Origin of the sequence: Sanguibacter suarezii NBRC 16159 (genome assembly GCF_001552735.1) — a bacterium.
In the GTDB taxonomy this organism is placed as follows: Bacteria; Actinomycetota; Actinomycetes; order Actinomycetales; family Cellulomonadaceae; genus Sanguibacter; species Sanguibacter suarezii.
This window is the reverse complement of sequence record NZ_BCRT01000001.1, coordinates 40,163-65,628: the sequence shown is the minus strand read 5'-3', so window position 1 is coordinate 65,628 and position 25,466 is coordinate 40,163. Positions and strand designations below refer to the sequence as shown.

At 70.9% G+C, this 25,466-nt stretch carries 21 protein-coding genes; 14 read left to right on the top strand and 7 right to left on the bottom strand.

Features of this window, described 5'->3' with window-relative positions:
- Position 1: 1 nt before the first annotated feature.
- Entirely contained in the window at positions 2–1,195 is a 1,194-nt protein-coding gene (locus SS2_RS00270; protein ID WP_157607134.1) for a hypothetical protein, read from the top strand.
- Positions 1,196–1,201: 6 nt separating this feature from the next.
- On the opposite strand, the gene SS2_RS00265 is transcribed toward SS2_RS00270, so the two are convergent.
- Complete coding sequence (locus SS2_RS00265; RefSeq protein WP_066460214.1) at positions 1,202–1,381, bottom strand: hypothetical protein; 180 nt, start codon at positions 1,379–1,381, stop codon at positions 1,202–1,204.
- A gap of 88 nt (positions 1,382–1,469) precedes the next feature.
- Positions 1,470–2,147, bottom strand: coding sequence for a hypothetical protein (locus tag SS2_RS00260; protein WP_066460212.1), 678 nt, complete (start codon positions 2,145–2,147; stop codon positions 1,470–1,472).
- 313 nt (positions 2,148–2,460) lie between these two features.
- Between SS2_RS00260 and SS2_RS00255 the strand changes: the two genes are divergently transcribed.
- From SS2_RS00255 to SS2_RS00240, 4 genes are all read left to right on the top strand, one after another.
- Positions 2,461–3,036 carry a TerD family protein gene (locus tag SS2_RS00255; RefSeq protein WP_066460211.1) on the top strand — a complete coding sequence of 192 codons (576 nt, stop codon included), beginning with the start codon at positions 2,461–2,463 and terminating at the stop codon, positions 3,034–3,036.
- A 102-nt stretch (positions 3,037–3,138) separates the two neighbouring features.
- Positions 3,139–4,272 (top strand): DUF475 domain-containing protein, encoded by a 1,134-nt coding sequence (locus tag SS2_RS00250; RefSeq protein ID WP_066460209.1) that lies wholly within the window; start codon positions 3,139–3,141, stop codon positions 4,270–4,272.
- A gap of 90 nt (positions 4,273–4,362) precedes the next feature.
- Positions 4,363–5,052 (top strand): TerD family protein, encoded by a 690-nt coding sequence (locus SS2_RS00245; RefSeq protein WP_066460205.1) that lies wholly within the window; start codon positions 4,363–4,365, stop codon positions 5,050–5,052.
- Positions 5,053–5,119: 67 nt separating this feature from the next.
- On the top strand, positions 5,120–5,695 hold the full coding sequence (locus SS2_RS00240; RefSeq protein ID WP_066460203.1) for a TerD family protein: 576 nt from the start codon (positions 5,120–5,122) through the stop codon (positions 5,693–5,695).
- Positions 5,696–5,761: 66 nt separating this feature from the next.
- Here SS2_RS00240 and SS2_RS00235 read toward each other — a convergent pair whose 3' ends face one another.
- The gene (locus tag SS2_RS00235; RefSeq protein ID WP_066460200.1) at positions 5,762–7,168 is read right to left on the bottom strand and encodes a TerD family protein; all 1,407 of its coding nucleotides are present in this window, start codon (positions 7,166–7,168) and stop codon (positions 5,762–5,764) included.
- A 171-nt stretch (positions 7,169–7,339) separates the two neighbouring features.
- Here SS2_RS00235 and SS2_RS00230 point away from each other — a divergent pair, with 171 nt between their 5' ends.
- Genes SS2_RS00230 through SS2_RS00210 form a run of 5 tightly spaced genes read left to right on the top strand, consistent with a single transcriptional unit; the run spans position 7,340 to position 13,580 of the window.
- A complete protein-coding gene (locus SS2_RS00230; protein WP_066460198.1) occupies positions 7,340–8,497 on the top strand; it encodes an HpcH/HpaI aldolase/citrate lyase family protein in 1,158 nt (385 codons plus the stop codon).
- Positions 8,494–9,891, top strand: coding sequence for a phosphoribosyltransferase family protein (locus SS2_RS00225; protein WP_066460196.1), 1,398 nt, complete (start codon positions 8,494–8,496; stop codon positions 9,889–9,891). Before SS2_RS00230 ends, SS2_RS00225 begins: the two co-directional genes overlap by 4 nt.
- 11 nt (positions 9,892–9,902) lie before the next feature.
- The gene (locus SS2_RS00220) at positions 9,903–11,129 is read left to right on the top strand and encodes a cysteine protease StiP family protein (RefSeq protein ID WP_245643239.1); all 1,227 of its coding nucleotides are present in this window, start codon (positions 9,903–9,905) and stop codon (positions 11,127–11,129) included.
- Complete coding sequence (locus SS2_RS00215) at positions 11,126–12,022, top strand: HAD family hydrolase (RefSeq protein ID WP_066460195.1); 897 nt, start codon at positions 11,126–11,128, stop codon at positions 12,020–12,022. The genes SS2_RS00220 and SS2_RS00215 overlap by 4 nt, the downstream gene beginning before the upstream one ends.
- Before the next feature lie 10 nt (positions 12,023–12,032).
- Entirely contained in the window at positions 12,033–13,580 is a 1,548-nt protein-coding gene (locus SS2_RS00210) for a mechanosensitive ion channel domain-containing protein (protein ID WP_066460194.1), read from the top strand.
- Positions 13,581–13,588: 8 nt separating this feature from the next.
- Here the strand turns inward: SS2_RS00210 and SS2_RS00205 are convergent, their stop codons facing one another.
- The gene (locus tag SS2_RS00205) at positions 13,589–14,068 is read right to left on the bottom strand and encodes a VOC family protein (RefSeq protein WP_217995548.1); all 480 of its coding nucleotides are present in this window, start codon (positions 14,066–14,068) and stop codon (positions 13,589–13,591) included.
- 138 nt (positions 14,069–14,206) lie between these two features.
- Between SS2_RS00205 and SS2_RS00200 the strand changes: the two genes are divergently transcribed.
- Entirely contained in the window at positions 14,207–15,400 is a 1,194-nt protein-coding gene (locus SS2_RS00200; RefSeq protein ID WP_083941384.1) for a VanZ family protein, read from the top strand.
- A 95-nt stretch (positions 15,401–15,495) separates the two neighbouring features.
- On the opposite strand, the gene SS2_RS00195 is transcribed toward SS2_RS00200, so the two are convergent.
- A complete protein-coding gene (locus tag SS2_RS00195; protein ID WP_169796228.1) occupies positions 15,496–20,064 on the bottom strand; it encodes a lamin tail domain-containing protein in 4,569 nt (1,522 codons plus the stop codon).
- Between the two features lie 211 nt (positions 20,065–20,275).
- Between SS2_RS00195 and SS2_RS00190 the strand changes: the two genes are divergently transcribed.
- Complete coding sequence (locus tag SS2_RS00190; RefSeq protein WP_245643237.1) at positions 20,276–21,460, top strand: methyltransferase; 1,185 nt, start codon at positions 20,276–20,278, stop codon at positions 21,458–21,460.
- A 22-nt stretch (positions 21,461–21,482) separates the two neighbouring features.
- Here SS2_RS00190 and SS2_RS00185 read toward each other — a convergent pair whose 3' ends face one another.
- A complete protein-coding gene (locus SS2_RS00185; RefSeq protein ID WP_066460187.1) occupies positions 21,483–21,842 on the bottom strand; it encodes a hypothetical protein in 360 nt (119 codons plus the stop codon).
- Between the two features lie 142 nt (positions 21,843–21,984).
- On the opposite strand from SS2_RS00185, the gene SS2_RS00180 reads away from it, so the two are divergent.
- A complete protein-coding gene (locus SS2_RS00180; protein ID WP_066460186.1) occupies positions 21,985–22,611 on the top strand; it encodes a GyrI-like domain-containing protein in 627 nt (208 codons plus the stop codon).
- Here the strand turns inward: SS2_RS00180 and SS2_RS00175 are convergent.
- On the bottom strand, positions 22,589–23,086 hold the full coding sequence (locus SS2_RS00175) for a P-loop nucleotide/nucleoside kinase family protein (protein ID WP_217995547.1): 498 nt from the start codon (positions 23,084–23,086) through the stop codon (positions 22,589–22,591). The genes SS2_RS00180 and SS2_RS00175 overlap by 23 nt on opposite strands.
- Positions 23,087–23,236: 150 nt before the next feature.
- Between SS2_RS00175 and SS2_RS00170 the strand changes: the two genes are divergently transcribed.
- Entirely contained in the window at positions 23,237–25,447 is a 2,211-nt protein-coding gene (locus tag SS2_RS00170; RefSeq protein ID WP_066460184.1) for an NADP-dependent isocitrate dehydrogenase, read from the top strand.
- Positions 25,448–25,466 lie beyond the last annotated feature (19 nt).

Sequence of the window (25,466 nt, the reverse complement as noted above, 5' to 3'; positions counted from 1 at the left end):
CATGACTGCCGGCGTGCTGGTCGACCCCACCCGCTCGGTGCGGCTCGCCATCCCGCTCGGGTGGACGCTGGCCGACGACGTCGGTGCGGTCGTCTGCCAGGCGCCGGCGGCGCAGGCCGACATCACGGGACGGGTGAGCGCCGCCCAGATCCGCATCGAGCCCGCTGACCGCAGCGCGCTGGTGCCGCGACTGAGCGCCTCGGCGCACCGCCCGGGCCTCGGCTCGACCACCCAGCAGATCGTGGCCGACACCCTGGCCCACGACCCCACCGCGGTGCTGGTCGACGCCCGACGGTGGTTCGTGCCGGTCGGGCGCACTCAGCCCGGCGCACCCGCCGGGCACGTCGAGGGCGTCCGGATGGACCTGGCACACCACGACATGACGACGCCGATGATCACCACCACGATCCTCGTCGACGGCGGCCACGGGCTGGTACTGGTGACCGCCTCGGTCCCGGTGGCCCACCACGGGGCTCTCACGGGCGCCGTCGAGCAGGCGCTGGCCTCGCTCGAGGTGGTGGGCGCCGGCCCGCAGGCCAGGGCTCAGGTGGGGCCCGAGGACCCCACGGCGGAGCTGGACCAGGTGGACGCGGGCAGCTGGCAGCTGCGGATCTACCGGCCCGCGCCGGTGGTCATGGACCTCACGTCCTTCGACGTGTTCGTGCGGGGGTCGCACAAGATCAGCCCACGGTGGCGTCCCGGGCCGCTCGCGGCGGGCCTCGTCCCGGCCAGCGGCGTGGCGACGCCGGTCGGCCACTATGTCCGGCGTGCGGTCACCCGGCCGGACCAGCGGGTGATCCTGCAGGTGCGCCAGGCCGACGGTCCGCTGCGCGCCGAGCTCTGCGCCGACGTCCTGGAACGGCGGGCGGTGCTGCGCTCCACCACGCCGGCGCACGCTGCTGTGCTTCCGGGGACGTCGCCGAGCGCCCTCGGAGGCATCGACGGCCCGGAGAGCACCTTCGGGCTCGAGGTGCTCGACGTCGCTGCGGTCCCGGCGCGGCTGGCCGCCTGGCTGGGGCTGGGGCTCGCCGGTCCAGGACAGTCGTTCCTGCTGAGATCAGGGGACGTGGCGCGGGGAGTGCAGATCCGGAGCGTCGCGCCCGGTGTGCCGGCCCAGAGCCGGTCCTTCGCGCTGGACCCCTGGGGCGAGAGCCCGGTCCAGCTGTGGACCACGCTGGTCACGCAGCTGGGCTGAGCCCGGCTACTTGATGAACTTGTTCACGGCCCAGCACAGCACGAGGCCCACGCCGAAGCCGGCGAGGATGAACAGGCGCTCCGACCGGGCCATCGAGATGGCGATGCCGATGCCGGTGCACACGACGAGCAGCGTGCCGCCCAAGAACCAGTTGGCCTGCTGATGACGGATCTCTTCCTCATTCACCCCCTAAGCGTGCGCCCTCAGGGCGCAGGGGTCAAAGAACGGGCCGGCACCCGGCGCCCGCCGTGCGCCGGGACCGCGCCGCGCCAGCTCAGAAACGGTCGAGGGTGAACGATCCCAGGCCTGCGGAGTTCGTGATGACGAACCGGTCGGTGGCCGCGGCATCGCCGACCGCCGTCGTCGACTCGGCCGCGTCCAGGCCGGTGCCGTCGACGGTCGCGGACCCGAAGCCCTGCAGCGACACGGTCGCGGCGGCGTCGGCGGGCAGGTGGACGGCGAAGGTCGCGGCGCCGCCGGACTGGTTGATCGGGACGGTGCCGGTGGGCTCGGGCAGCGTGAGGTCGAAGGTCTGTGCGCCGCTGGTGAAGTCGAGGCCGGAGACGGCGGCCTCGGACAGGTCCACGGTCAGCGTCTGGGCGCCCCCGGTGAAGGTCAGGTGCCACACGATCTCCGGGTCCAGGCGCACGGTGGCGGCGCTGCGCGAGCCATCGGGGAAGGAGAATTCCAGCGCGTAGCGCCCGGGGCCGGTCTCGGTGGTGGTGGGCTGGAGCGAGGAGCCGTCCGCGCTGAACAGGGCGCCGTCGGTGTCACCGGTCACGACGGTCACCGCTTCCGCTCCGCCGACGATCTCGAGGGCGACCTCGGTGAGGTCGCCGCGGCCGGGGTAGGCGGCGTCGTCGGCCTCGGCGGAGCAGGCGGACAACGCCACCGTGCACGTGAGGGCGGCGAGGACGAGGGCGGTACGGGGGCGGAGACGGTGAGCACGCATGGCAAGAACGGTACTGGGCGACCGGTCCCGCTCCAACGTCCGAACCGTTTCACCCGGGAGCGTGGGGCGAGTGCGGGACTCCGTGGAACGTGAGGCCGTGATCGAGCGTTGTATCTCTCAGACCGGCACGGTCGCGCCGCCATCACCGGCACCGGGTTCCACGACGACCGCACGGGGAGTTCTGCCCATCGGTTGTCAGGGATCACCCAGCGTCGGTCAAGGTCGGGGCGATATAGTCGGCCCGTCGCCCGCAGGGTGGCGGATCAATGAAACGGCGGGGGCGAAAGCGCCCGCCCTGAGCGTTGGAGTACTCGTGGGAGTCAGTCTTACCAAGGGCGGAAACGTCTCGCTCACCAAAGAGGCACCAGGCCTGACCGCCGTGACAATCGGCCTCGGCTGGGATGCCCGTTCGACCACCGGTGTGGACTTCGACCTGGACGCCAGCGCGATCCTCGTCGGCACCAACGGCCGCGTCATCTCCGACGGCCACTTCGTCTTCTTCAACAACCTGACCAGCGCCGACGGCTCCGTCCAGCACACCGGTGACAACCTCACCGGTGAGGGCGACGGCGACGACGAGCAGATCACCGTCAACCTCGCGGCCGTCCCGGCCGAGGTCGACCGCATCGTCTTCCCGGTCTCGATCTACGACGCCGCGACCCGTTCGCAGAGCTTCGGCCAGGTCCGTAACGCGTTCATCCGCGTGATCAACCAGGCAGGCGGCACCGAGATCGCCCGTTACGACCTGTCCGAGGACGCCTCGACCGAGACCGCCATGGTCTTCGGTGAGCTGTACCGCAACGGCGCCGAGTGGAAGTTCCGCGCCGTCGGTCAGGGCTACGCCGAGGGCCTCGCGGGTATCGCCCGTGACTTCGGCGTCGGCGTCTAAGACACCGCTGCACCACCGCCAGGGGGCGGGCCGGACGACCTCGTCCGGCCCGTCCCCTGGACGCACGTCTCCCCCCTGTGCATCATCCAGACAAGGAACAGCATGTTTCTGCGCACATTCGGCTGGTCATTCGCCGTCACCATCGCGGCACTGATCACCGCCTTCTTCTACGGAGGGTGGAGCGCCTTCGTCCTCTGCCTCATCCTGGGTGTCCTTGAGGTCTCCCTCAGCTTCGACAACGCGGTCGTCAACGCGAAGGTCCTGGAGCGGATGAGCGAGGCCTGGCAGAAGATCTTCCTCACCGTCGGCGTGCTCATCGCCGTCTTCGGCATGCGTCTGGTGTTCCCGCTGCTCATCGTGAGCGTGACGGCGAACCTCGGCCCCGTCGAAGCTCTCCAACTCGCGATGGAGAAGGGTGACCCCTCCGTCCCGGGGACCTACGGCTACGTCCTCGCCGAGGCACACCCGCAGATCGCCGCCTTCGGTGGCCTCTTCCTCCTCATGCTCTTCCTCGACTTCATCTTCGAGGACCGTGACATCAGCTGGCTGTCCTGGATCGAGCGTCCGCTGGCCCGCGTGGGCAAGCTCGCGAACCTCTCCGTGCTCGTGGGCGGCCTGGCTCTGGTGGCTGCGGCTGAGTTCCTCGCCGAGGACCCGCACACCGTGCTCCTCTCCGGCCTCCTGGGGATGCTCACCTACCTCGCGGTCAACGGACTGGGAAGCCTCTTCGAGGGCAACCTCGAGGCTGAGATGGAGGAGGGCGCCGACGTCGCGCCGGCCACCGGATCCTCCGGTCCGACCCAGCTGGCGAAGGCCACCGGCAAGGCCGGGTTCTTCCTCTTCCTCTACCTCGAGGTCCTCGACGCGTCCTTCTCCTTCGACGGGGTCATCGGCGCCTTCGCCATCACCCCCGACCCGGTCATCATCGCGCTCGGCCTCGGGTTCATCGGTGCGATGTTCGTGCGGTCCATCACGATCTTCCTGGTCCGCAAGGGCACCCTGGCCGAGTACGTCTTCCTCGAGCACGGCGCGCACTGGGCCATCGGTGCCCTCGCAGCGATCCTGCTCATCTCGATCAAGGTCCACATGAACGAGATCGTCACCGGCCTCGTCGGTGTCGTCTTCATCGGTGCGGCGTTCCTGTCCTCGCTGCGCTACCGCAAGCTCCACCCCTCGGCCCGGTCACAGGGCGATGGTGCGACGTCCGACCACGCCTCGAGCTCGATCGAGTCCTGACCCAGCACACCGGGCGGGCCGGTCACCGGCCCGCCCGCGCAGGATCGTCTGCGCACCGCCCGCCCGCCCAGCACTCTCCTGGAGGACCTCATGGCGATCGACTACACGCGCCGCACACCGGCCCAGCCTGACCCGAGCGCCGCGGCGCCGACGGGCGCACCGGTGTCGCTGTCCAAGATCACGCTCACCAAGTCGGCCCCGAGCGTCTCGCTGACCAAGGAGGCGGTCTCCTCCGGCGTCCTGCGGGTCAACCTCAACTGGCAGAGCGCAGCCCCCGCCAAGGGCTTCCTGGCCAAGCTCACCTCCCGCCCGGTCGACCTCGACCTGGCCTGCCTCTACGAGTTCACCGACGGCACCAAGGGCGTGGTCCAGGCGCTGGGCAACTCCTTCGAGGCCTTCGACGGTTCCTCCCAGCGCCGCATCATCTGGCTCGACGGAGACGACCGCTCGGGGAAGGTGCAGGGCGGGGAGAACCTCACGATCGACCTGAGCCAGACCCCGGCGCTCCGCCGGGTGCTGGTCTTCGCCATGATCTACGAGGGCGCCTCCAACTGGGCGGCCGCGGACGGGGTGGTCACGCTGACCCCGCCGTCGGGCGCGCAGATCGAGGTCCGCCTGGACGAGTCGGACCCGTCCTCGCGGATCTGCGCCATCGCGGAGATCACCAACAGCCCCTCCGGCCTGCAGGTACGCCGCGAGGTGAAGTACATCCAGGGCGGGCACAAGGCCCTCGACGAGACCTACGGCTGGGGCCTGAGCTGGGTCCCTGGCCGCAAGTAGACCTCTTCAGCTGTTCGACCGACCCCACCACGTCGACGGCCAAGGCCGCGGCGGCGAAAGGACTCCCATGTCTGTGAACCTGTCCAAGGGCCAGAAGGTCTCCCTCACCAAGCCGACCGGAGGCACGCTCACCCGTGTGCGGATGGGGCTGGGCTGGGACGCGATGAAGAAGCGCGGCTTCTTCGGGAAGAAGGAGCAGGAGATCGACCTGGACGCGTCCGGGCTGCTCTTCGACGCCGCGGGGAACCTCGTGGACGTCGTCTGGTTCAACCAGCTGCAGAGCAAGGACGGCTCCGTCCTGCACACCGGTGACAACCGCACCGGCGCGGGCGACGGTGACGACGAGTCGATCATCGTCGACCTCACCCGGGTCCCGGCGAACGTCTCGACGGTCGTCTTCGTGGTGAACTCCTTCACCGGCCAGGACTTCACGCAGATCGAGAGCGCCTTCTGCCGCCTCGTCGACGAGACGGACAACTCCGAGGTCGCTCGCTACAACCTCTCCGGCTCGGGCACGCACAACGCCCAGGTCATGGCGAAGGTCGCGCGCGACGGTGCCGGGTGGTCCATGACGGCGATCGGCGCGCCGACGTCGGGCCGCACCTTCGACCAGCTGCTCCCGGCGGTCACCCCGTACCTGTGACCACGCCGTAGACCACGACGGGCTCGGTAGGGCGGCTCTGCGTCGCCCTACCGAGCCCGTCGTCGTTCAGGAGCGGACGAAGGCGGCGGCGGGGGCGCGCATCGCCTTGACGGTGCGGCCGTCGTGGAAGGCACCGAGGGCTTCCATCTCCCAGGCCGCACCGGCGCGGCGCAGCACGCACATGAACACCCCGGTGGACGGCTTGGAGTCGGTCAGGTCGAAGCGGACCAGCTCGGCCCGGGTCGTGGTGTCCACGAGCCGGCAGTAGGCGTTCTTGATGTCGGTGAACTTGTGGCTGGAGAAGGAGTTGATCGTGAAGACGATCGCGGCCGCCTCGGCGGGCAGCCTGTCCAGCTCGACGAGGATGACCTCGTCGTCGCCGTCGCCCTGACCGGTGACGTTGTCGCCCTGGTGCTGGACGGCACCCTTGCAGGCCTTCTTCGACATGAACCAGGCCAGGTCGATGTCCTTGCCCGCTGCGTTGAGCACGATCGCCGAGGCGTCGAGGTCGATGGACTTCGACCCGACCGCCGGGTCCCACCCCAGGCCCAGCTGGATGCGGTTGAGCGCGGGTGCGCCCGTCTTGACCAGGCTGACCCGCTCGTTCTTGCGCAGGCTCACCCGGCCCTTGTCGAGGTTGACCGTCCCACGCGCCGGAGCGACCGGTGCACCCACGGGCGGCGGCGCGTAACCGGGAACCGGGGCAGCCGTGCCCGACGCCGGCGCGGGGCGAGAGTACTGGATCGGCGCGGACGGCGCCGGGGGTGCAGGAGGCGCGGGAGGGGCCGCAGGAGCAGGTGCCGGGCGGGAGTACTGGATCGGTGCCGGCGCAGCGGCTGGTGCCGCAGGGGCGGGTCGGGAGTACGCGATCGACGGCGCGGCTGCCGGCGGTGTGGCCACGGGTGCGGACACGGGCGCAGCAGCAGCCGGCGCCGGCGCCGGCTCGTCGTCCACGGTGATCCCGAAGTCGGTCGCCAGGCCCTCCAGGCCGGAGGCGTATCCCTGCCCGACGGCGCGGAACTTCCAGTCCCCGCCCCGGCGGTAGATCTCCCCGGACAAGAACGCCGTCTCCGAGGTCGCGTCCGTCATGTCGAAGCGCGCGATCTGGGTGTTCGTGGCGAGGTCGGTGAGGAGCAGGTGCAGGCCGGGGACCTCGCTGAAGGTGCCACCGTCCGCCGAGGAGCCCAGGACGATGCGGTCCACCTCGGGCTCGATGCGCGTCACGTCGATCTCCAGCGCGTCACGCACCTGCGTCCCCGCGGTCTGCTTGGGCAGCTTGCGCACCGCCCCGGAGGCATGGTTCGGCTGGTTGAAGAACACGAAGTCGTCGTCGGACCGGACCTTCCCGGACGGGGCCAGCAGCAGCGCCGACGCGTCCACGTCTGGGGTCGTCGGACGGGTCTCCCAGACCAGCTCGGCGCGGATCCTGGCGGCGGACAACGGGATGTTGGAGCCCTTGCTCATCTGCGTCATGGGTCCATGGTGACAGAGCCTGGCGGTGCCCGGCACAGCATGGGTACTTCACCCCAGGGCGCGTGGTTCCAGGTGCCTGTCCGCGTCGGTTATCTTGAACTGCTCCTCAGTGCGGCGAGCGGGGGACCCGCGTCACGACGACGGGTTCGAGTAGGTAGAGAGCCAGGAAAAATGCGCCATTTTGAGTACTTGGGCGACGCCGAGATCGAGCGTCTGTTCTTCCGAGCACCCGAGCAGTTCACCGTCGACAGCGATCCGCAGATCCTGGCCATGGCCCTGGGAGCGACCCTCTACAGCCCTGGCACCCGGCCCACCCTCGCCCAGGACATCGCCAAGCGGGCCGCGCGCGGCGTGGTCTCGCTCGTGGTGTGCCTGGAAGACTCCATCGCCGACGAGGACGTGCCCGCCGCGGAGATCAACGTCGTCGAGCAGCTGCGTGCCTTCGCGCAGATGAAGACCCCCGGCCCGCTGCTGTTCGTCCGGGTGCGGGCGGCCTACCAGATCCCGCTCATCACCGAAGGGCTCGGCGAGCACCTGTCGGTGCTCTCGGGCTTCGTCATCCCCAAGTTCCTCGGCGAGAGCGGTGTGGAGTACCTCGACGCCGTGGAGGCAGCGAGCGCGGCAGCCGGACGCCGGCTCTACGCCATGCCGGTCCTGGAGTCGCCCGAGCTCGCCTACCGCGAGTCGCGCGCCTCCGAGCTGGCCTCGATCGCCCAGGTGCTCAGCAAGTACCGCAGCACCATCCTGGCCGTGCGCATCGGTGCGACGGACCTGTCCTCGGCCTACGGCCTGCGCCGCAACCGTGAGCTGACGATCTACCACGTCCACGTCGTCGCGGACGTCATCTCCGACATCGTCAACGTCCTGGGCCGGGCGGGGGAGGCCGGGTACCTCATCACCGGACCGGTGTGGGAGTACTTCGCCCAGCACGAGCGCATCTTCAAGCCCCAGCTGCGCGAGACGCCCTTCGCCGAGCACGACGAGCGGACCCTGCGCGTGAGGATGATCGACGCCGACCTCGACGGCCTCATCCGTGAGGTGGTCCTGGACCAGGCGAACGGCCTCACCGGCAAGACGGTGATCCACCCCTCCCACGTCGCCGCCGTGCACGCCCTCTCGGTGGTCTCCCACGAGGAGTACGTGGACGCCCAGGAGATCCTCGGTGCCACGACCGGCGGGGTCAACGCCTCCCAGTACCGCAACAAGATGAACGAGGCCAAGCCGCACCGCGCGTGGGCCGAGCAGCTCGTGCGCCGCGCCCGCGTCTTCGGCGTGGTCCACGAGGACATCACCTACGTCGACGTGCTCTCCGCGAGCCACCAGCTGTGAGCGTCGCCAGCACGTGGGTCGCCGGTCGCCTCGGGGTCGGGATCCACTCGGGCCGGTCCGCGGCCGGGATCAGTCTCGACGACCTCGTCGGGCTGGCCATCCGGCGCAACCCGCGCCGGGCGCACCTGCTCGTCTCGACGGTGCTCGGCAAGCACGTGCCGACGGACCCGCGCCTCGTCTACGCCGCGGGCCGGCTGCTCGGCGTCCTCACCGCCGGTGAGCTGGCCGGCACCGACCGGGTCGCCGCGGCGGCCCGCGCGGCGGGGGTCGCTGGCCTCCTGGCCCGCGCGACCGACGCCGTCCCCGGCGCCGCGGCGGAGCTGCTGGCAGCCGTCGACGCCCTGGCTGAGGACGCACCCGTCACCCCGGCCGGAACGGTCGTGGTCGGCTACGCCGAGACCGCGACGGCCCTGGGGCACTGCGTCGGCGAAGCGCTCGCTGTCCCGTCGCTGCACTCCACCCGCCGCCCGGTGGCGGGCGTCGCGCCGGCGGCCGGGTTCGCCGAGGAGCACTCCCACGCGACCGAGCACCTGCTGCTGCCCGAGGACCCCACCTTCCTCGCCGCGGCGGACACCGTGGTGCTCGTCGACGACGAGATCTCCACCGGCAAGACGGCCCTCAACACCATCGAGGCCCTGCACGCGGACCGCCCCCGCGGGCGGTACGTCGTCGCCGCGCTCATCGACCTGCGCTCGGGCGCCGACCGCGAGATCTTCGCTCAGGTCGCCGCCCGGCTGGGCACCCGCATCGACGTGGTGACCCTCGCGAGCGGGGAGATCACCTTGCCGGACGGGATCCTCGACGAGGCGGGTCGCCTCGTCGTCGAGCTCACCGCGGCAGCCGCCTCGCGCCCGGCCGCGTCCTCTGCCCCGGTCACCCGGGTCGAGGCATGGCCCACCACGGTGCGCGACGGTGGCCGGCACGGCTTCGAGCCGGCCCACGAGGCGCCGCTGGTGACGGCGGCGCGCGAGGTCGCCCACGTCGTCGGGCAGCAGCTCGTGGGGGAGCGCGTGCTGGTGCTCGGCTTCGAGGAGCTCATGTACGCCCCGCTGCGCGTGGCGCAGGCGCTCGCCGAGGACGTCCCGGCCGGGACGCAGGTGCGGTTCTCCACGACCACCCGGTCCCCGGTGCTCGCCGTCGACGACCCGGGCTACGCGATCCGCACAACTGTGACCTTCCCCTCACACGACGCGCCCGACGACGGCCCTGGCCCGCGTTTTGCCCACAACGTCGCCCCCGGCGACGACTCGACCCGTCGATTCACCGATATCGTCGTGGTCATCGACTCGCCTGCTGACACAGCCGAGCTCTCCATGCCTGGCGGCCTGGTCGACAGCGTCGCCGGGTGGTGCGACCACGTGCACGTGGTCGTCATCCCCGCGTACCGCCCCTAGGAGGCCACCCAGTGACCATCCAGCCTGACACCGCCACCCCTGCCGGGCCGGCGGCGCCTGCCCTGCCCGAGCCGCTGCGCGGCCCGGACTTCGGTTCCTACGACTCCCACGAGGTCGCCTGGCTGCTCAGCGACCTGTCCTCGGTCGAGCTCGAGGCGCCGACGGAGGAGCGCGAGGAGGCCATCCAGTCCGGGGGTGCGCACTACGCGGAGTCGTTGCCGGTCGAGTACCAGCCCACGCAGGAGTACCAGGACCTCTTCCACTCCGCGCTGCGCGAGTCGGCCGTGCGCCTGGCCCACGCGGTCGGTGTGGTCACCGACCTCGTCATCGCCGAGCGTGGAGAGCGAGCGGTGCTCGTGTCCTTGGCCCGTGCCGGTACACCGATCGGTGTGCTCATGCGCCGCTGGGCCAGCTACGCCCACGGCCTCACCCTGCCGCACTACGCAGCGTCCATCGTGCGCGGGCGCGGGATCGACCAGGTCGCCCTCGCCTACCTCGCCGAGCACCACCGGCCCCAGGACGTCATGTTCGTTGACGGATGGACCGGCAAGGGTGCGATCTCCCGCGAGCTCGCGGCCGCCGTCGAGCAGGCGAACGTCGCGCTCGGGCTGACCGGTGCCGACGGCGCCCGGGCCGGGTTCCGCTCCGACCTCGCGGTCCTCGCCGACCCGGGGCACTGCGCGGAGCTGTTCGGGACCCGCGAGGACTACCTCATCCCGTCCGCGTGCCTGAACTCCACCGTCTCCGGCCTGGTCTCACGGACTGTGCTCAACGACGCGCTGATCGGCCCGGGGATGTTCCACGGGGCCAAGTTCTACGCCGAGCTCGCCCCGGCGGACGTCTCCGCGGAGTTCTGCGACATGGTCAGCGCGCAGTTCTCCACGGTGGCGGCCAGCGTGGCCGGGACGGTCGCCGCGCGCCGCGCCGAGCCAGCGCCGGAGATCACCTGGGCGGGCTGGAAGGCCGTCGAGGCGATCAGCGCCGAGTACGGCCTGGGTGACGTCAACCTGGTCAAGCCCGGCGTCGGGGAGACCACCCGGGTTCTGCTGCGCCGCGTGCCGTGGAAGATCCTCGTGCGCGCCGACGCGAGCGCCGAGCTGGCGCACGTGCGCCTGCTCGCGACCCAGCGCGGGGTGGAGATCGTCGAGGTCGACGACCTGCCCTACAGCTGCGTGGGCCTCATCCACCCGCAGTTCACCCGAGGCGCGACCGGCGCCGACGGGACGGCCAGCCGATGAGCGGGGACAGACGCACCCCGGTCACCCCGGTTACTCCTGTCATCGCGGCGAGTGACCTCGACCGCACGCTCATCTACTCCGGCAAGGCCGTCAAGCTCGGTCTGCCGCCGGGGGCCAAGCTCAAGTCCACCCCGCTCTACGAAGACCTCGTCTGCGTGGAGATGTACAAGGACGCACCGCTCTCCCACGTGACCCGTGCGGCGCTGGCCACGATCACCGAGCTCAACGAGCTGGGCGTGCTCGTCCCGGCCACCACCCGGACCCGCGCCCAGTACCACCGCATCACGCTGCCCGGGCCGCCGCCGCAGTACGCGGTCACCGCCAACGGCGGCTTCCTCCTCGTCGACGGCGTCGCGGACGCCGCGTGGTCGGCCCGGGTGGCCACCGTCCTGGCCGAGACCTCCCACCCCTTCGCCGAGGTGGACGGCTACATGCACGCGGTGTTCAAGCCGGAGTGGACCAAGAAGGTGCGCAGCGCCGAGGACCTGTTCTGCTACGCCGTCGTCGAGCGGGAGAAGATGCCCGACGGCTTCGTCGAGGAGGTCACCGACTGGGCACGCGAGCACGGCTGGCGGGCCTCGCTGCAGGGTCGCAAGCTCTATCTCGTCCCCAACGAGCTGCGCAAGGGCTCGGCCGTCGCCGAGGTGGCCCGCCGCGTCGGTGCGGACACCGTGCTGGCCGCCGGGGACTCCCTGCTCGACGCCGAGATGCTCGAGTCGGCGACCGCCGCGATCCGCCCGGCGCACGGGGAGCTGCACGACGTGTCGTGGATCACGCCGGGGCTCGCGATAACGCTCTCAGCAGGGGCAACAGGCGGCGAGCAGATCGCTCAGTGGCTGCTCGACGGAGCTCGGGACGTCCTCGACCGGGATACTCCCAGGACTTCTGCCTAGCCTAGAGACCATGCCTGAGGAAGAACTGACTGCTGCCACAAACCTCCTGGTGACCGTGCTCGCCGTGATCCTCGCGCTCGTGGTCGCCTTCGTGCTGACCACCGTGCTCGCCGGGGTGGTCCGCCGGATCGGGCGCCGGAGCTTCCTGGTGGGGGACATCGCCCGCCGGGTCCGCCGGCCCACCCGCGGCCTGCTCATGGTGCTGGCGGTGTGGATCGCCGTCCGGGCCGTCACGAACCCCGCGGTGGGCTGGCTGCCCGCGGTCGACCACTTCTTGCTCGTCCTGTTCATCATCATGGGCGCCTGGTTCGTCGGGGCGCTGGCCTTCGTCGTGGAGGACAGTGTGCTCAAGCGGTACCGCACGGACGTCGCGGACAACCGCCACGCCCGCCGCATCCGCACTCAGATCTCGCTGGTGCGCCGCCTCACCGTCGCGCTCATCGTCGTCCTGGCCATGTCCGGGGTGCTGCTGACCTTCCCGCAGGCCCGCGCCGCCGGGGCGAGCCTGCTCGCCTCGGCCGGTCTCATCTCGATCGTCGCCGGTCTGGCCGCCCAGACGTCGCTGGCCAACGTCTTCGCCGGGATGCAGATCGCCTTCACCGACGCCATCCGCGTCGACGACGTCGTGGTGCTCGAGGGGGAGTGGGGTCGCATCGAGGAGATCACCATGACCTACGTGGTGGTGCACCTGTGGGACGACCGCCGGCTCATCATGCCGTGCACGTACTTCACCAACACCCCCTTCCAGAACTGGACCCGGCGCGCGGCCGAGCTGCTCGGCACCGTCGAGATCGACCTGGACTGGGACGTGCCGCTCGCCCCGATGCGCGTCGAGCTCAAGCGCCTGCTCGAGGCGAGCCCGCTGTGGGACAAGCGGGTGGGCATCTTGCAGGTCACCGACGCGACCAACGGCTACGTCCGGGTCCGCGCCCTGGCCAGCGCCGCCGACGCCGGGACCCTGTTCGACCTGCGCTGCTACATCCGTGAGGGCCTGGTCGACTGGCTGCACCGCGTCGCCCCGCAGGGTGTGCCGCGCACCCGCCTCATGCGTGGGGCGCCCGACGTCGAGATGGTCCTCGACGAGGCCGGCACCGACGAGGACGCCCTCGTGGGCGCCGCTCCCGCAGCGCCGACCCCCTCCCACCGCACGGACGGGCTCACCAAGGCGCCCGCCCCCGCGGAGCCCAGCCCGGCCGCACCGCCGTCGATCCCGCGCCGCGTTCCGGTCCGTACCCGCCCCGGCCTGCGCATGCACCTGTCCGAGCCCGGCCGAGGTGTGTTCCCCGAACCGGCCGAGGAAGCCACCATGGTGCTGCCCGCGGTCACGGCGCCGAAGGCGCCGACGTCGGTGGAGGAGACCCAGGTCATCGCCCCCGAGGGACTGTTCAGCGGGAGCCAGGAGGCGGAGGAACGATCCAAGGCCTTTGCCGGTCCCGGGCAGGAGGTCATCGAGGAGCGCGAGCGCACCGCCCAGATGGACCGGATCGAGGACGACGACCTCGACCGTCCCCGGGTCACCGCCGACAGCCCGGACGGGGGCGACGGAGACGGTCTGTGACCCTCCGCCTACTCTGAGTGGCCCGCCTGCTCAGCCTGCTCCGCCCGGTCCACCTGGTGCGCAGTGAGGTCCGCCGGCTCGTTGTGCCCGCGGCGTCCGTCGAGGGCCGCCTGGATCTGGTCGTCCCAGTGGCCGTGGTTGTCGATGACGAAGCAGAACTCGTTGTCCTCCAGGTCCCGCATGACGACGTAGCCGTCACCGTCGGTGAGGGACGGCTCGCGCACCTGGGACCCACCCAGGGCGACGGCCTGGGCGATCGCCGCGGCGGCGTCGGGCACGAGGATGTCCAGGTGCAGGCGGTTCTTGGGGGAGGACTTGGGCTCGGGGACCCGTTGGAAGGCGAGCAGCAGCGGGTCTGCCTCCACGACGGCCCAACCGTCGTCGAGCACCGCCCAGCGGGCGTCGAGCAGCGCACCCCAGAACACAGCGAGCTGGGTGACGTCGGCGCAGTCGACGACGATCTCTTGCAGGCGCACACGTGGGGTCATGGGCCGAGCGTACGAGGTCGCCGTGACACCCGACGCGGACACGCGGCCCGGGCGACCGCCCGATAGCCTCTGTGGCACAGCGGGATCTCGACCGGAGGACCCGCCTGACGTGCCGGCACAGGCCAGAGCGGAGCGTCGGTGGGGGATCGGTGGACGTGGCCCGCGTACGTGGGCGTCCTGGGCGGGACGCTCGTCTTCCTCGCGTTCTTCGTCCCGATCCTGCTCGTGCAGAGCCGGCGCTATGGCCGGCTGAGCCTGCCGCGGCTGGCCGTGGCAGCGGCGCTGTCCGTCTACGGGGTCGCCCTCGTGGCCTACACGCTGCTCCCGCTGCCGGCCGACCCCGCCGCCTGGTGCGCCCGCTACGCCGTCGACGGCGTCCAGCTCCACCCGCTGCACTTCCTCGCCGACATCCGGCGCGAGACCGCCGGGCTGGGGCTGGAGGCGACGCTGCGCAGCCGAGCGGTGCTGCAGGTCGTCTTCAACGTCCTGCTCTTCGTACCGTGGGGCGTGTTCGTGCGCCGCTACCTCGGGCACGGGCTCGGGGTGACGGTGCTCTCCGGCCTCGTGGCCTCGGTGCTCATCGAGGCCACCCAGTACACCGGCGCCTGGGGCCTGGTGGGGTGCGCCTACCGGGTGGCGGACATCGACGACGTGCTGACCAACACCCTCGGCACGCTGATCGGCGCCGTGATCGGCCCGGTGGTGCTGCGCCGGGTACCGACCGGGAGCGAGCTTGCCAAGGACCGCTACCGACCGCGCCCGGTGACCGTGTGGCGGCGGTGGCTGGGCATGTGGATCGACCTCTTCCTCTACCTCGGCCTGGGGGCGGCGCTCGACCTGACCTACCGGGTGGCCCTCGTGCTCGCTGGCCGTCCGCTGCCCGCGGACGGGAACCTCGCCGACTTCGCGCTCGCGGCCGTGGTGCCCGGCGTGGTCGTCTTCGTGCTGCCGGCGCTGTGGGGCAGCGGCGCCTCCCTCGGTCAGCGGGCGGTGTGGCTGGCTCCGGAGTGGGCGCAGCCGAACGACGGCCTGCTGAGCGCGGACCCGCCCCGCGCCGGTGCTCGCTCTGCCCCGCTCGGCCGCCGGCTCGTGCGAGCCCTCGCCACCGGGGGACTGTTCGCTGCGTTGAGCGCCCTGCAGGCGTTCCCTGACGCACCTGCGTCGGTCCAGGAGGTAGCCGGAGGGCTGAGCTGGCTGGTCGCGGCGATCGCCGTCGTCGCGGTGCCGTTCTCGCGCGGGCGGCGCGGGGTGTCCTACGCGGTGAGCGGTGCGGAGATCGTCGACGCCCGCACAGGGCTCGCGCGCACCGCGGCAGGGCAGGCGGCCACCTAGCCGAGCAGACGGCCACCTAGCCGAGTACGCAGACGGGGCGGCCGGGCGACTCGTGGTCACCCGCCCGCCCCGCGTCCTGCTGCTGAGATCCCCAGCTACTCCGGGGTCGGGGTCTCGCGGCTCCTGCGTGCGCCGGTGACCGCGACTGCACCCACCGCCATGAGCGCGAGTGCCAGACCGAGGGTGAGGAAGAGCCCGGCAGAGGGGCCGGTCAGCGGCAGCTCTCCGGTGGCCTTGCTCGGTGCCGTCGATCCCGGCGTCGTCGGCCTCGTCGGGTCAGCAGCCCCTGGTGTGCTGGCGCTGGGCGGCGCGTTGCCACCAGCGCCTCCGCCCCCGGTGCCCGCCCCGGGGCCTGGGGTGCCAGGGTCCAGCGGCGGGGTCGTCGGGTCGGTCGGGACGGCCGGCGCGGCCGTCACGGTGAGCAGCTGGACGGGCGACCGGTCCACCGCGCCGAAGGGGTCGGTCGTGGTGACGTACCACCCGTGCAGCCCTGCGCCTGGGTCCTGCCAGGTGGCGGTCAGCGTGGTGCCGCTGGCCACGTCGGCGAAGGACGCGATGGTGTGGGCCGTGAGGATCTCAGCGGTGAACGCGTCCGTGCCCAGGGACTTTGTCTGGGGCACGAGGTTGAGGTCCGCGTAGTCCATCGTGAACTCCTGGTGCTCCAGGTCGAGCGACGGGTCCGTCGAGTTGAACTGGTCGAGGTAGGGCGAGTACGTCCGCGACGTGATCGTCTTGCCCTCGTTGTCGAAGTGCATGAGGCGCAGGAACGCCTGGCCCCCCTCGGGCAGCCCCTGGTAGTCGAAGAGGATCTGGTGAACCTTGCGGTCGGCGACGCCGTCACCGTCGTCGTCGAAGGCGTCCACGCGGGTGAACGCGTCGTGATAGTGCCCCGAGAAGACCATGATGACGTTCGGGTTGGGTGCCACGACCTCGTCGTAGATGCGCTGCGGGACCTCTCCGAGGCCACCGGTGGTGAGCATGTACTCGTGCAGGTTGATGACGGCCTTGCGCTCGGGGTACTGCGCGAGCACCTCGTTCATCCAGGCGATCTCGGCGTCGCCGGGGGCCCACCCCATGTACAGCATGATGAAGTCGAGGCCGCCGGCGGTGATGAGGTCGTAGTGGCCGCGGTTGTCCTGGTAGGACCCGCCGTACCAGGGGTTCGCGGAGAAGCGGTCCGCACCGAAGTACGTCGAGTACGGCCCGTAGTCGACCTCCTTGTGGCCCACGTCGTGGTTCCCCGCGAGCACCCCGTAGGGGAGCTGGGCGTCGTCGAGCATCTGGTAGGCGGCCGTGGCGTTGTCCCACTGGTGCTGGTCGGTGTGGTTGTCGACGATGTCCCCGGTGTGGAAGACGTACTGCAGGTTCATCGCCTCGCGGTTGTCCAGGAAGTACTCGTGGATGTCGAGCTGACGGTCGTAGTAGGTGTCGTTGTAGTACTGAGTGTCTGACTCCCAGCCGAGGGTGAAGTCGTACTCCGAGCGCGGGGTGTCTGTGCCGCCGGTCGCGCGGGCGGCGGGGCCGGTCCGGGAGGACAGGTCCGCTCCCGCGAAGCCCTCGGAGTGCTGGACGAGCACCTGGATGACGCCGTCCGTGGCGTGCCCGGCGGCCGGGACGGTGCCCGTGAGGGTGAACTCGGTCGAGCCCTCCCCGATCGTTACGTGCCGGTCGAGCTCCTCCCAGGTGCCCGTCGTGGTGTTCAGGACGTAGAGCAGCACCTTCGCGTCGGCATTCGCCGTGCCCGCCCAGCTCACGCGGGCCAGGTAGTCCTCGCCGGACCCCTCCGGGACGCTCACCTCGAAGAGCTGGTAGGGGAAGGCGTCGTCCGAGGTCACGGTCGCGTCGACGCCGTCGGCGGTGGACATCCGGGCGAGGTCCTCCCCGGTCAGCACGGTGCGGCCGGAGCGGTCGAGGCCGCCGGCCACCCCGGTGGTGCCGGAGTAGCTGGTCACGGCCGCGTCCGTGGGTAGCAGGCGGTAGCCCTCGTTGAAGGTCACGTCGAGGCGGTCACCGCTCGGGTCCGTGACGGTGGCAGACAGGTCCACCCCGGGGCCCTCGACCGTGGCGGAGTGCCCCGGAGAGAGCGCGCCCGACGACGGCTTCTCCACCGGGGTGGAGAAGGTCACCGTGTGCGTCGTGGTGTTCCCCGCGGCGTCCGTGGCGGTGGCGGCGAAGGTGTGCGCCCCCGGCTGCAGGGTGAGGGAGGACGTGGTGAGCGGCAGGGTCACCGCGTCGTCGTCCAGCGTCGCGGTCAGGGACGCGACGCCCGAGCCCGCGTCGGTCGCTGTGGCGTCGACGGTGAACGACCCCTGGTAGTCCCTGCCCTCCACGAGCGGGCTCGTGATGGCCGGTGCGGTGTTGTCGACGACGACCCGGCGGGTCACCTCGTCGGTGCCGGTGGACGCCCGGACGGTGTGGTCGCCGTCGGCGACCAGCCGGGTGTCCCAGCTCGCGGCGCGAGCGGTGAACGCGTCGTCGGGCAGGGTGAAGACGGCGTCGTAGAAGTCGAGCTTGCCGGCGCTGTCGCCCATGTTGAGGACCTTGGCGGGGTCCGTGTACCCGGCCGGGCGCAGGGTGCGTCCGTCGGGCAGGACCAGGCGGAGGTTCTTGATCTGGAAGTCGTCGTTGTTCTCGTCCAGGTCGATGACCGGCGCGGCCTTGGTGCCCGCGTAGACGCTCAGGGTGAGGGGCTGCCCCTGCGTCACCGAGGTCAGGGGGACGGGGGTGGAGATGGTCTCGAAGCCGGAGTAGATGCCGTCGTCGAAGATGTGCAGCACCTCGGTGCCGATGAGCACGCCGTTCTTGAAGAAGGTGTTGACGCCCCCCGCCTCGAAGGCGAAGACCGGCGCCGCCTCGAGGGCAGCCTGCGTGGTGACGGGCGTGCCGTCGATGGCGAGCTCGACCGGGGAGGGGTAGGTGTCCGCGGCGCCGGCCACCGTCGTGGTGCCGGAGAGGAACTGGCCCTCGGTGACGTTGAGTCGCACGGGGGAGGTGTCCACCCCCTCGGCGGCGATGCGGCGGGTGGGCGTCGTGGTGGTGTTGGTGCCGTCGGAGGCGACGAGGTAGTAGTCGAACCAGCGCTTGCCGGTCAGGTCGGTGGCACTGACAGCGTGGGCATATCCGTCGCTGCCGTCGGAGGTGAGGTTGATCGCCTGGAAGTCCGCGTCCGAGCTGCCCTTGAGGAAGAGCGTCACCGAGCGGGTCAGGTGGTCGTCGGTGACGGAGGCCTGGACGGTGAGAGCCCGGTCGAGGGAGAACGCCGGTGGCGTGCGGTCGGTGACCTGCGGAGCGGAGGTGTCCGCGGGGGAGACGACGAGGGCGGCGGGCACCTGACCCGGGGTGACGGTGCCCGGGGTCGGGGCCGCCGGTCCGGTGAGCGCCTGACGGGCGGGGCTGGCGGGGTCGTGGGCGTACTGCAGGCCCTTGCTGACCACCACGTCCTTGGCTCCGCCGAGGTTGTAGTACGCCGTGTTCAGGCTCACGCCTGTGCGCGTGGTGATCTCCAGGCCACGCGGGCTGCCGTTGGCCATGCCGCCGGAGTACACCTCGACGAGGTCTGTGCCGAGGGTCAGGGACGTGCCGTAGACGGCGTTGAAGTCCGCGGCGGTCAGGGTGTCGTTGGGGCCGTTCTTGATCCACAGCACGAGGGTCGCGCCCGGGGCGACGACCGGGTCGGTGGGGGTGGAGAGCCAGTCGACGACCGAGGAGTTGGTCAGGTCCTCCAGCGGGTAGAGGTAGCGCAGCACGTAGTCGGAGAAGTTGATCGAGCGGTTGGTGGGGTTGTAGATCTCGACGAACTCGTAGCCGTCCGAGCCGCCCATGTTGATCGAGTCCGGGAGGGCCTCGGTGATCATCAGTGAGGGCGTCGCGGCGGCCGGCGCGGGGGTGGTCGGCGTGGGGGTCGGCTCCGTCGTGGGGATCGGTGCCGGCGTGGTGGGCTCGGGCGTCGGATCGGTCGGCTCGGGGTCGGGAGGTTCCGGGACGACGAGCGCCTCCGCCAGGACGGTCCCCGGGCTGGGGGTCCCCGCCGCGGTCAGGATGTCGAGGCCGCGTGCCGAGGCGGTGCCCGGCAGCTTGAAGTGCGCGGAACGGGCCACGGCGACCGAGCCGGTCGGGTAGTAGGACCAGCTGATCGCTGAGCCGTCGGCGGCAACGAGCCGGAGGCCGCGCTCGCCGCTGTTGGCCAGCCCGGCCTGCCCGGTCACCCGCACGATGGGGTACGTGCCGGCCGGCTGGCCGGTCTCGGCCGCGTAGAAGCTGCGGAAGTCGTCCTCGGTCTTGACCGAGGTGTCCACGTTGCCCGTCGTGTAGTCGACCCAGAACACCACCGGCTGACCCGCCGGGACGATCGTGCCCGCCGGGACGGTGAGCGGGACGTCCTTGGCGCGGTCGTCGGAGTTGGTGAAGGTGTACGCCAGGGTGATCCCGGCAGCCGACAGGTCGATGTCCGTCCCCGAGGTGTTCGCCACCTCGAAGAACTCGAAGTTGTCGTAGCCGGTGTTGTCCGGGGCGATCTCGGTGACGACGAGCGGCCAGGGCGAGGTGACCGGTGCTGCCGCGTCCGCGGCGGTCGCGGCCGTCGCGGTCAGCAGACCGCAGCCCAGGGCGACGGCCGTCACGGCCGCCACCCCAGACTTCGTCGCCCGGGGGAGGTGGAGTGGCACGGAAAGGACCTTCTCTCGGTTCGAAGCGTGGTTGCGGCGAACGTATGAGAGGCGGATGACGCGGTGGTGGCTGGGGCATGAATGCGGGGGAGCGCGCAGGTGACGGCGGGAGGAGGGCGCGGCGCGGGCTCCCGCCGCCGCGATATGCTCGACAGGCTGGTGCCGCCTCTGCAAGGCTCCATCACTTCCTGTGAAACTGGAGCGTTTTCTCGTGGCCCGAACCGTCGAACCCGTCACTGTCCCCGTCCGCAAGCTGGATGCCGTCGCCGGTGACGGCGCGCTCATCGCCTGGGAGGAGAACGGCGTCGAGCACACCGCCCGGTGGCGTTCCGCCAACGACGCCCCGGCCCCCAGCCGGTTGATGGTCATCGAAGACCACTACACCGCCAAAGAGGCCTACCGCGATGCGTCCCAGGGCGTGGCCCTGCTGTGGCGCGGCGACTTCCAGAACGCCCGCCAGCTCCTCGAGGCCATCGAGCGACGCGCGGAGTCAGCCGAAGGGGCGACCGGCGGCACGACGTCCGAGGCCTTCTACCGCTACCGCCAGGCCCGCGCGCACCGCGCCCGGATCCTGTCCATGCTGCTCATCCCGCTCGACGCCGGCGGCACCGTCCCGCTGCGCCGCCCGCCCGAGATCCGCGAGGCGCTCGCGGGTGCCTACGGCGAGATCGATGCGCCGTCCCTGGTGTCCCTGCGTGAGGTGATCGGGGCGATCGGGGCGAACGAGTGGCGCCGCAAGGGCATCCACGTCGACGCCCTCGACGCGAGCATCCACCCGCACTACGGCGCCTTCTTCCCGGTGCGCAGCGAGTACGTCGACCTCGTCGCCCAGGCTCCGCTGCCCGCGACCGACCTCGCCTTCGACATCGGCACCGGCACCGGCGTCCTCGCCGCGGTCCTCGCCAAGCGTGGCGTGGAGCGGGTCGTGGCGACCGACAGCGAGGAGCGGGCCGTGGTCTGCGCCCGCGAGAACCTTGCCCGCCTCGGCCTGGACGACCGCGTCGAGGTCGAGCTGATCGACATGTTCCCGCCCGGGCGTGCCTCCCTCGTGGTGTGCAACCCGCCGTGGGTCCCGGCCACGTCGCGCACGCTCATGGACAACGCGGTCTACGACCCCAAGAGCCGCATGCTGCTGCGCTTCCTCGGCGGCCTGGCCTTGCACCTGACACCGGAGGGCGAAGGCTGGCTCGTGCTCTCCGACCTCGCCGAGCACCTGGGCCTGCGCACCCGGCAGTGGCTGCTGGATGCGATCGAGAACGCCGGCCTGGTGGTCGTCGACCGGCTCGACACGCGCCCCACCCACCCCCGGGTGGGCGACGCCACCGACCCGCTGCACGCGGCGCGCGCCAAGGAGGTCACCTCGTTGTGGCGTCTCGCGGTGATGTCGGGGAAGTGACGCCGGGGGCGTCGTCTACGCCCTACCCCATGTCGAACCCGCCCACGCTCCAGTAGGCGTTCACTGAACCGCTCTCGGGCAGGGTCAGCTCGACGCAGCCGCTGTAGGTGAGCAGGCAGACGACCGCTGGGCCGGCGGCCACGTTGATGCGGAATCGCCCGTTCGGCTGGACCTCGACCACGACGGCCCCGAAGTCTCGGACCGCCCTGTTGACGTCCCGGCCGGTGGGCGAGAGATCGGGATAGACGTTCAAGTCCTTGAACTTCTCCACCCGCGGCCACACGTCCTGGACGACCACTCCGGGGACGACCAGAAAGGTCCCTTCACCCATCGTGTGGTTGCCCAGGCCGGTGTCGTCGACGCTCTGGAACTTCCCGGTCACCCCGCCCGACCCCGGAGGCGAGCCCGCCGACGATGATCCGGCCGCGAGTCTTCATCGGTACTGCCCCTGACGTGTGGTGTCCATCGCGCTAGTGTGGCGGAACCGCGGGTCGGTGGATAGAGCGAACGGGCGGGAGCCTTCCATGGAGAAGTACGACGTCAAGGTGGCCCGCAAGGAGCTCTACTCCGCGCCCGCGAGCGACTTCACGGTCATCGACGTGCCTGAGCTGCGCTACCTCGCGGTGGACGGTCACGGGGATCCCAACACCGCGGTGGCCTACGCCGAGGCGATCGAGGCCCTGTACTCCGTGGCGTACACGCTGAAGTTCGCGAGCAAGAAGACCCTGGGGCGGGACTTCGTCGTCGGGCCGCTGGAAGGGTTGTGGCGCGCGGCTGACCTGGGAGCCTTCGTGGCGCGGGACAAGGACGCCTGGGACTGGACGGCGATGATCGTCCAACCCGACTGGATCACCGACGAGATGGTCGCGGCGGCCGTCGAGGACGCCGGGGCGAAGAAGCCCCTGCCGGCGCTGGACCGGCTCTCCTTCGTCTCGCTCACCGAGGGGACGTCGGTGCAGATCCTGCACGTCGGCTTCTACGACGACGAGGCGCCGACCCTGGCGCGGCTGCACGAGGAGTACATGCCCGCGCACGGGCTGACCTTCAACGGTGACCACCACGAGATCTACCTCAGCGACGCCCGCCGCACACCGCCGGCCAGGCGCAAGACGATCCTGCGGCAGCCGGTCAGGGCTCTGTCGGCGCCGTGATCCTCGGAGCGGTCCCGCTGACGATCTGCAGGGGTCCCTCCTCCGGCGTCGGCACCTCGAAGCCGTCGAAGTACGCCTCGGCGACGGCCCGCGGCAGGACGATCTCGTCGGGGCCGGCGTTGGTCCGGGCGGCCAGGCGTGCCAGGACCACCTCGCGCGGCGTCGCGAGGTAGTGCGTCTCGGGCACGACGCCGTACGGGGCCAGCAGGCGCCGGTAGTCGTCGCGGACCGCGCGGGACCAGAAGGCCAGGTCGAGGACGACGTCGGTGCCGCTCGCCACGAGCTCGATCAGCCGCGCCCGGACCCGGGCACGCATCTGCTCGGCGACGTCGTCGGGCAGCGGGTGCTCGCGGTGGCCGTCGCGCCACGCCTCGTCGTCGATGGACAGCCGTGTGAAGCCGGCGGCTTCCAGGCGCAGGGAAGCGGTGGTCTTGCCGGAGCCGGCCGGGCCGCACATGAAGATCACCTGGGTCATGGGGGGATGCTAGTAGGGCAGGTGCGGGGTGACCAGGACGCGGTGTGTCTCGCGGTGCACCAGGCGATCCTTCGCCCCGTCTCGCAGCCATCCCCTGTATCTTGATATCAAGACAAGTTCGCCCGCGTGACGCCAAGGAGCTGCCCGACGATGAGCACAATCATCTACACCTACACCGACGAGGCGCCGATGCTGGCGACGCACTCGTTCTTCCCCGTCGTCAGCACCTTCGCCGGCACCGCCGGTGTCGAGCTCGAGACGCGCGACATCTCCCTCGCCGGGCGCATCCTCGCGGCCTTCCCCGAGTACCTCACCGAGGAGCAGCGGGTCGGCGACGCGCTCGCGGAGCTCGGCGCCCTGGCCACCACGCCTGAGGCCAACATCATCAAGCTGCCCAACGTCTCGGCATCGCTGCCGCAGCTCAAGGCCGCCATCACCGAGCTGCAGGCCAAGGGCTACAACCTGCCCGACCACCCCGACGACCCGCAGACGGACGTCGACAAGGACGTGCGCGCCCGCTACGACAAGATCAAGGGCTCCGCGGTCAACCCGGTGCTGCGCGAGGGCAACTCCGACCGCCGCGCGCCGGCGTCGGTCAAGGAGTACGTGCGCAAGAACCCGCACCGCATGGGCGCCTGGACCGCTGACTCCAAGACGAACGTCGCCACGATGGGCCACGACGACTTCTTCTCCAACGAGAAGTCGGTCATCATCGACGCCGACGACGTCCTGCGCATCGAGCACGTCAACGCGGCCGGTGAGGTCACCATCCTGCACCCCGGCGTGAAGGTGCTCGCCGGTGAGGTCGTGGACGCGACCTTCCTCGACGTCGCGAAGCTGCACGAGTTCCTCGCCGCGGCGATCGCCCGCGCCAAGGCCGAGGACGTGCTGTTCTCGGTGCACCTCAAGGCCACGATGATGAAGGTCTCCGACCCGATCATCTTCGGTCACGTCGTGCGCGCCTTCTTCCCGGCCGTCTTCGACACGTACGGCGCTGACCTCGAGGCTGCGGGCCTGAGCCCGAACAACGGCCTCGGCGGGATCCTCGACGGTCTCGACGCGCTGCCCAACGGCGCCGAGATCCGCGCGGCCTTCGAGCAGGGCCTCAAGGACGGACCGCGCCTGGCGATGGTCAACTCCGAGAAGGGCATCACCAACCTGCACGTGCCCTCCGACGTGATCGTCGACGCCTCCATGCCGGCCATGATCCGCACCTCGGGCCACATGTGGGGACCGGACGGCGCCGAGCACGACACCATCGCGGTCATCCCCGACTCCAGCTACGCCGGCGTGTACCAGGCCGTCATCGACGACTGCCGCGCCAACGGCGCCTACGACCCCACGACGATGGGCACCGTCCCCAACGTCGGTCTCATGGCGCAGAAGGCCGAGGAGTACGGCTCCCACGACAAGACCTTCGAGATCGCCTCCGCCGGAACCGTGCGCGTGGTCAACGGTGCGGGCGAGGCCCTCATCGAGCACGAGGTCAACGCCGGGGACATCTGGCGCGCCTGCCAGACCAAGGACGTCGCCATCCGCGACTGGGTCAAGCTCGCGGTCAACCGCGCCCGCGCCACCGGCACCCTGACCGTCTTCTGGCTCGATGAGAACCGCGCCCACGACGCGAACCTCATCACCAAGGTCAACGCCTACCTGCCCGAGCACGACACCACCGGGCTGGACATCCGCATCCTCGCCCCCGCCGAGGCCACGACCCTCTCGGTCGAGCGGATCCGCCGCGGCGAGGACACCATCTCGGTGACCGGCAACGTGCTGCGCGACTACAACACCGACCTGTTCCCGATCCTGGAGCTCGGCACGAGCGCCAAGATGCTCTCGATCGTCCCGCTGCTCAACGGCGGTGGCCTCTTCGAGACCGGCGCGGGCGGCTCGGCCCCCAAGCACGTGCAGCAGCTCGTGGAGGAGAACTACCTCCGCTGGGACAGCCTCGGTGAGTTCCTCGCCCTGGCCGCCAGCTTCGAGCACTTCGCGGACGTCAACGACAACGCCAAGGCCCGCGTGCTCGGCGCGACCCTGGACCGTGCGACCGGCACCTTCCTGCTGGAGAACAAGTCGCCCGGGCGCAAGCTCGGCACGATCGACAACCGTGGCTCGCACTTCTTCCTCACCCTGTTCTGGGCCGAGGAGCTGGCCAAGCAGACCGACGACGCCGAGCTGGCCGCTGCCTTCGCGCCGCTGGCCGCAGCGCTGCGGGAGAACGAGCAGACGATCGTCGACGAGCTCATCTCCGTGCAGGGGACCCCGGTGGACATCGGCGGCTACTACAAGGTCGACGAGGCCAAGACTGACGCGGTCATGCGTCCGTCGGCGACGTTCAGCCAGGTGCTCGCCTCGCTGTAACCCGTGACGCAGAAGGGCC

What these genes read in the sequence shown, in the direction of transcription:
- SS2_RS00270 (WP_157607134.1), top strand. Translation starts at nt 2, where the DNA reads ATGACTGCCGGCGTGCTGGTCGACCCCACCCGCTCGGTGCGGCTCGCC.
- SS2_RS00260 (WP_066460212.1), bottom strand. Translation starts at nt 2,147, where the DNA reads ATGCGTGCTCACCGTCTCCGCCCCCGTACCGCCCTCGTCCTCGCCGCC.
- SS2_RS00250 (WP_066460209.1), top strand. Translation starts at nt 3,139, where the DNA reads ATGTTTCTGCGCACATTCGGCTGGTCATTCGCCGTCACCATCGCGGCA.
- SS2_RS00245 (WP_066460205.1), top strand. Translation starts at nt 4,363, where the DNA reads ATGGCGATCGACTACACGCGCCGCACACCGGCCCAGCCTGACCCGAGC.
- SS2_RS00240 (WP_066460203.1), top strand. Translation starts at nt 5,120, where the DNA reads ATGTCTGTGAACCTGTCCAAGGGCCAGAAGGTCTCCCTCACCAAGCCG.
- SS2_RS00235 (WP_066460200.1), bottom strand. Translation starts at nt 7,168, where the DNA reads ATGACGCAGATGAGCAAGGGCTCCAACATCCCGTTGTCCGCCGCCAGG.
- SS2_RS00230 (WP_066460198.1), top strand. Translation starts at nt 7,340, where the DNA reads ATGCGCCATTTTGAGTACTTGGGCGACGCCGAGATCGAGCGTCTGTTC.
- SS2_RS00215 (WP_066460195.1), top strand. Translation starts at nt 11,126, where the DNA reads ATGAGCGGGGACAGACGCACCCCGGTCACCCCGGTTACTCCTGTCATC.
- SS2_RS00210 (WP_066460194.1), top strand. Translation starts at nt 12,033, where the DNA reads ATGCCTGAGGAAGAACTGACTGCTGCCACAAACCTCCTGGTGACCGTG.
- SS2_RS00205 (WP_217995548.1), bottom strand. Translation starts at nt 14,068, where the DNA reads ATGACCCCACGTGTGCGCCTGCAAGAGATCGTCGTCGACTGCGCCGAC.
- SS2_RS00180 (WP_066460186.1), top strand. Translation starts at nt 21,985, where the DNA reads ATGGAGAAGTACGACGTCAAGGTGGCCCGCAAGGAGCTCTACTCCGCG.
- SS2_RS00175 (WP_217995547.1), bottom strand. Translation starts at nt 23,086, where the DNA reads ATGACCCAGGTGATCTTCATGTGCGGCCCGGCCGGCTCCGGCAAGACC.
- SS2_RS00170 (WP_066460184.1), top strand. Translation starts at nt 23,237, where the DNA reads ATGAGCACAATCATCTACACCTACACCGACGAGGCGCCGATGCTGGCG.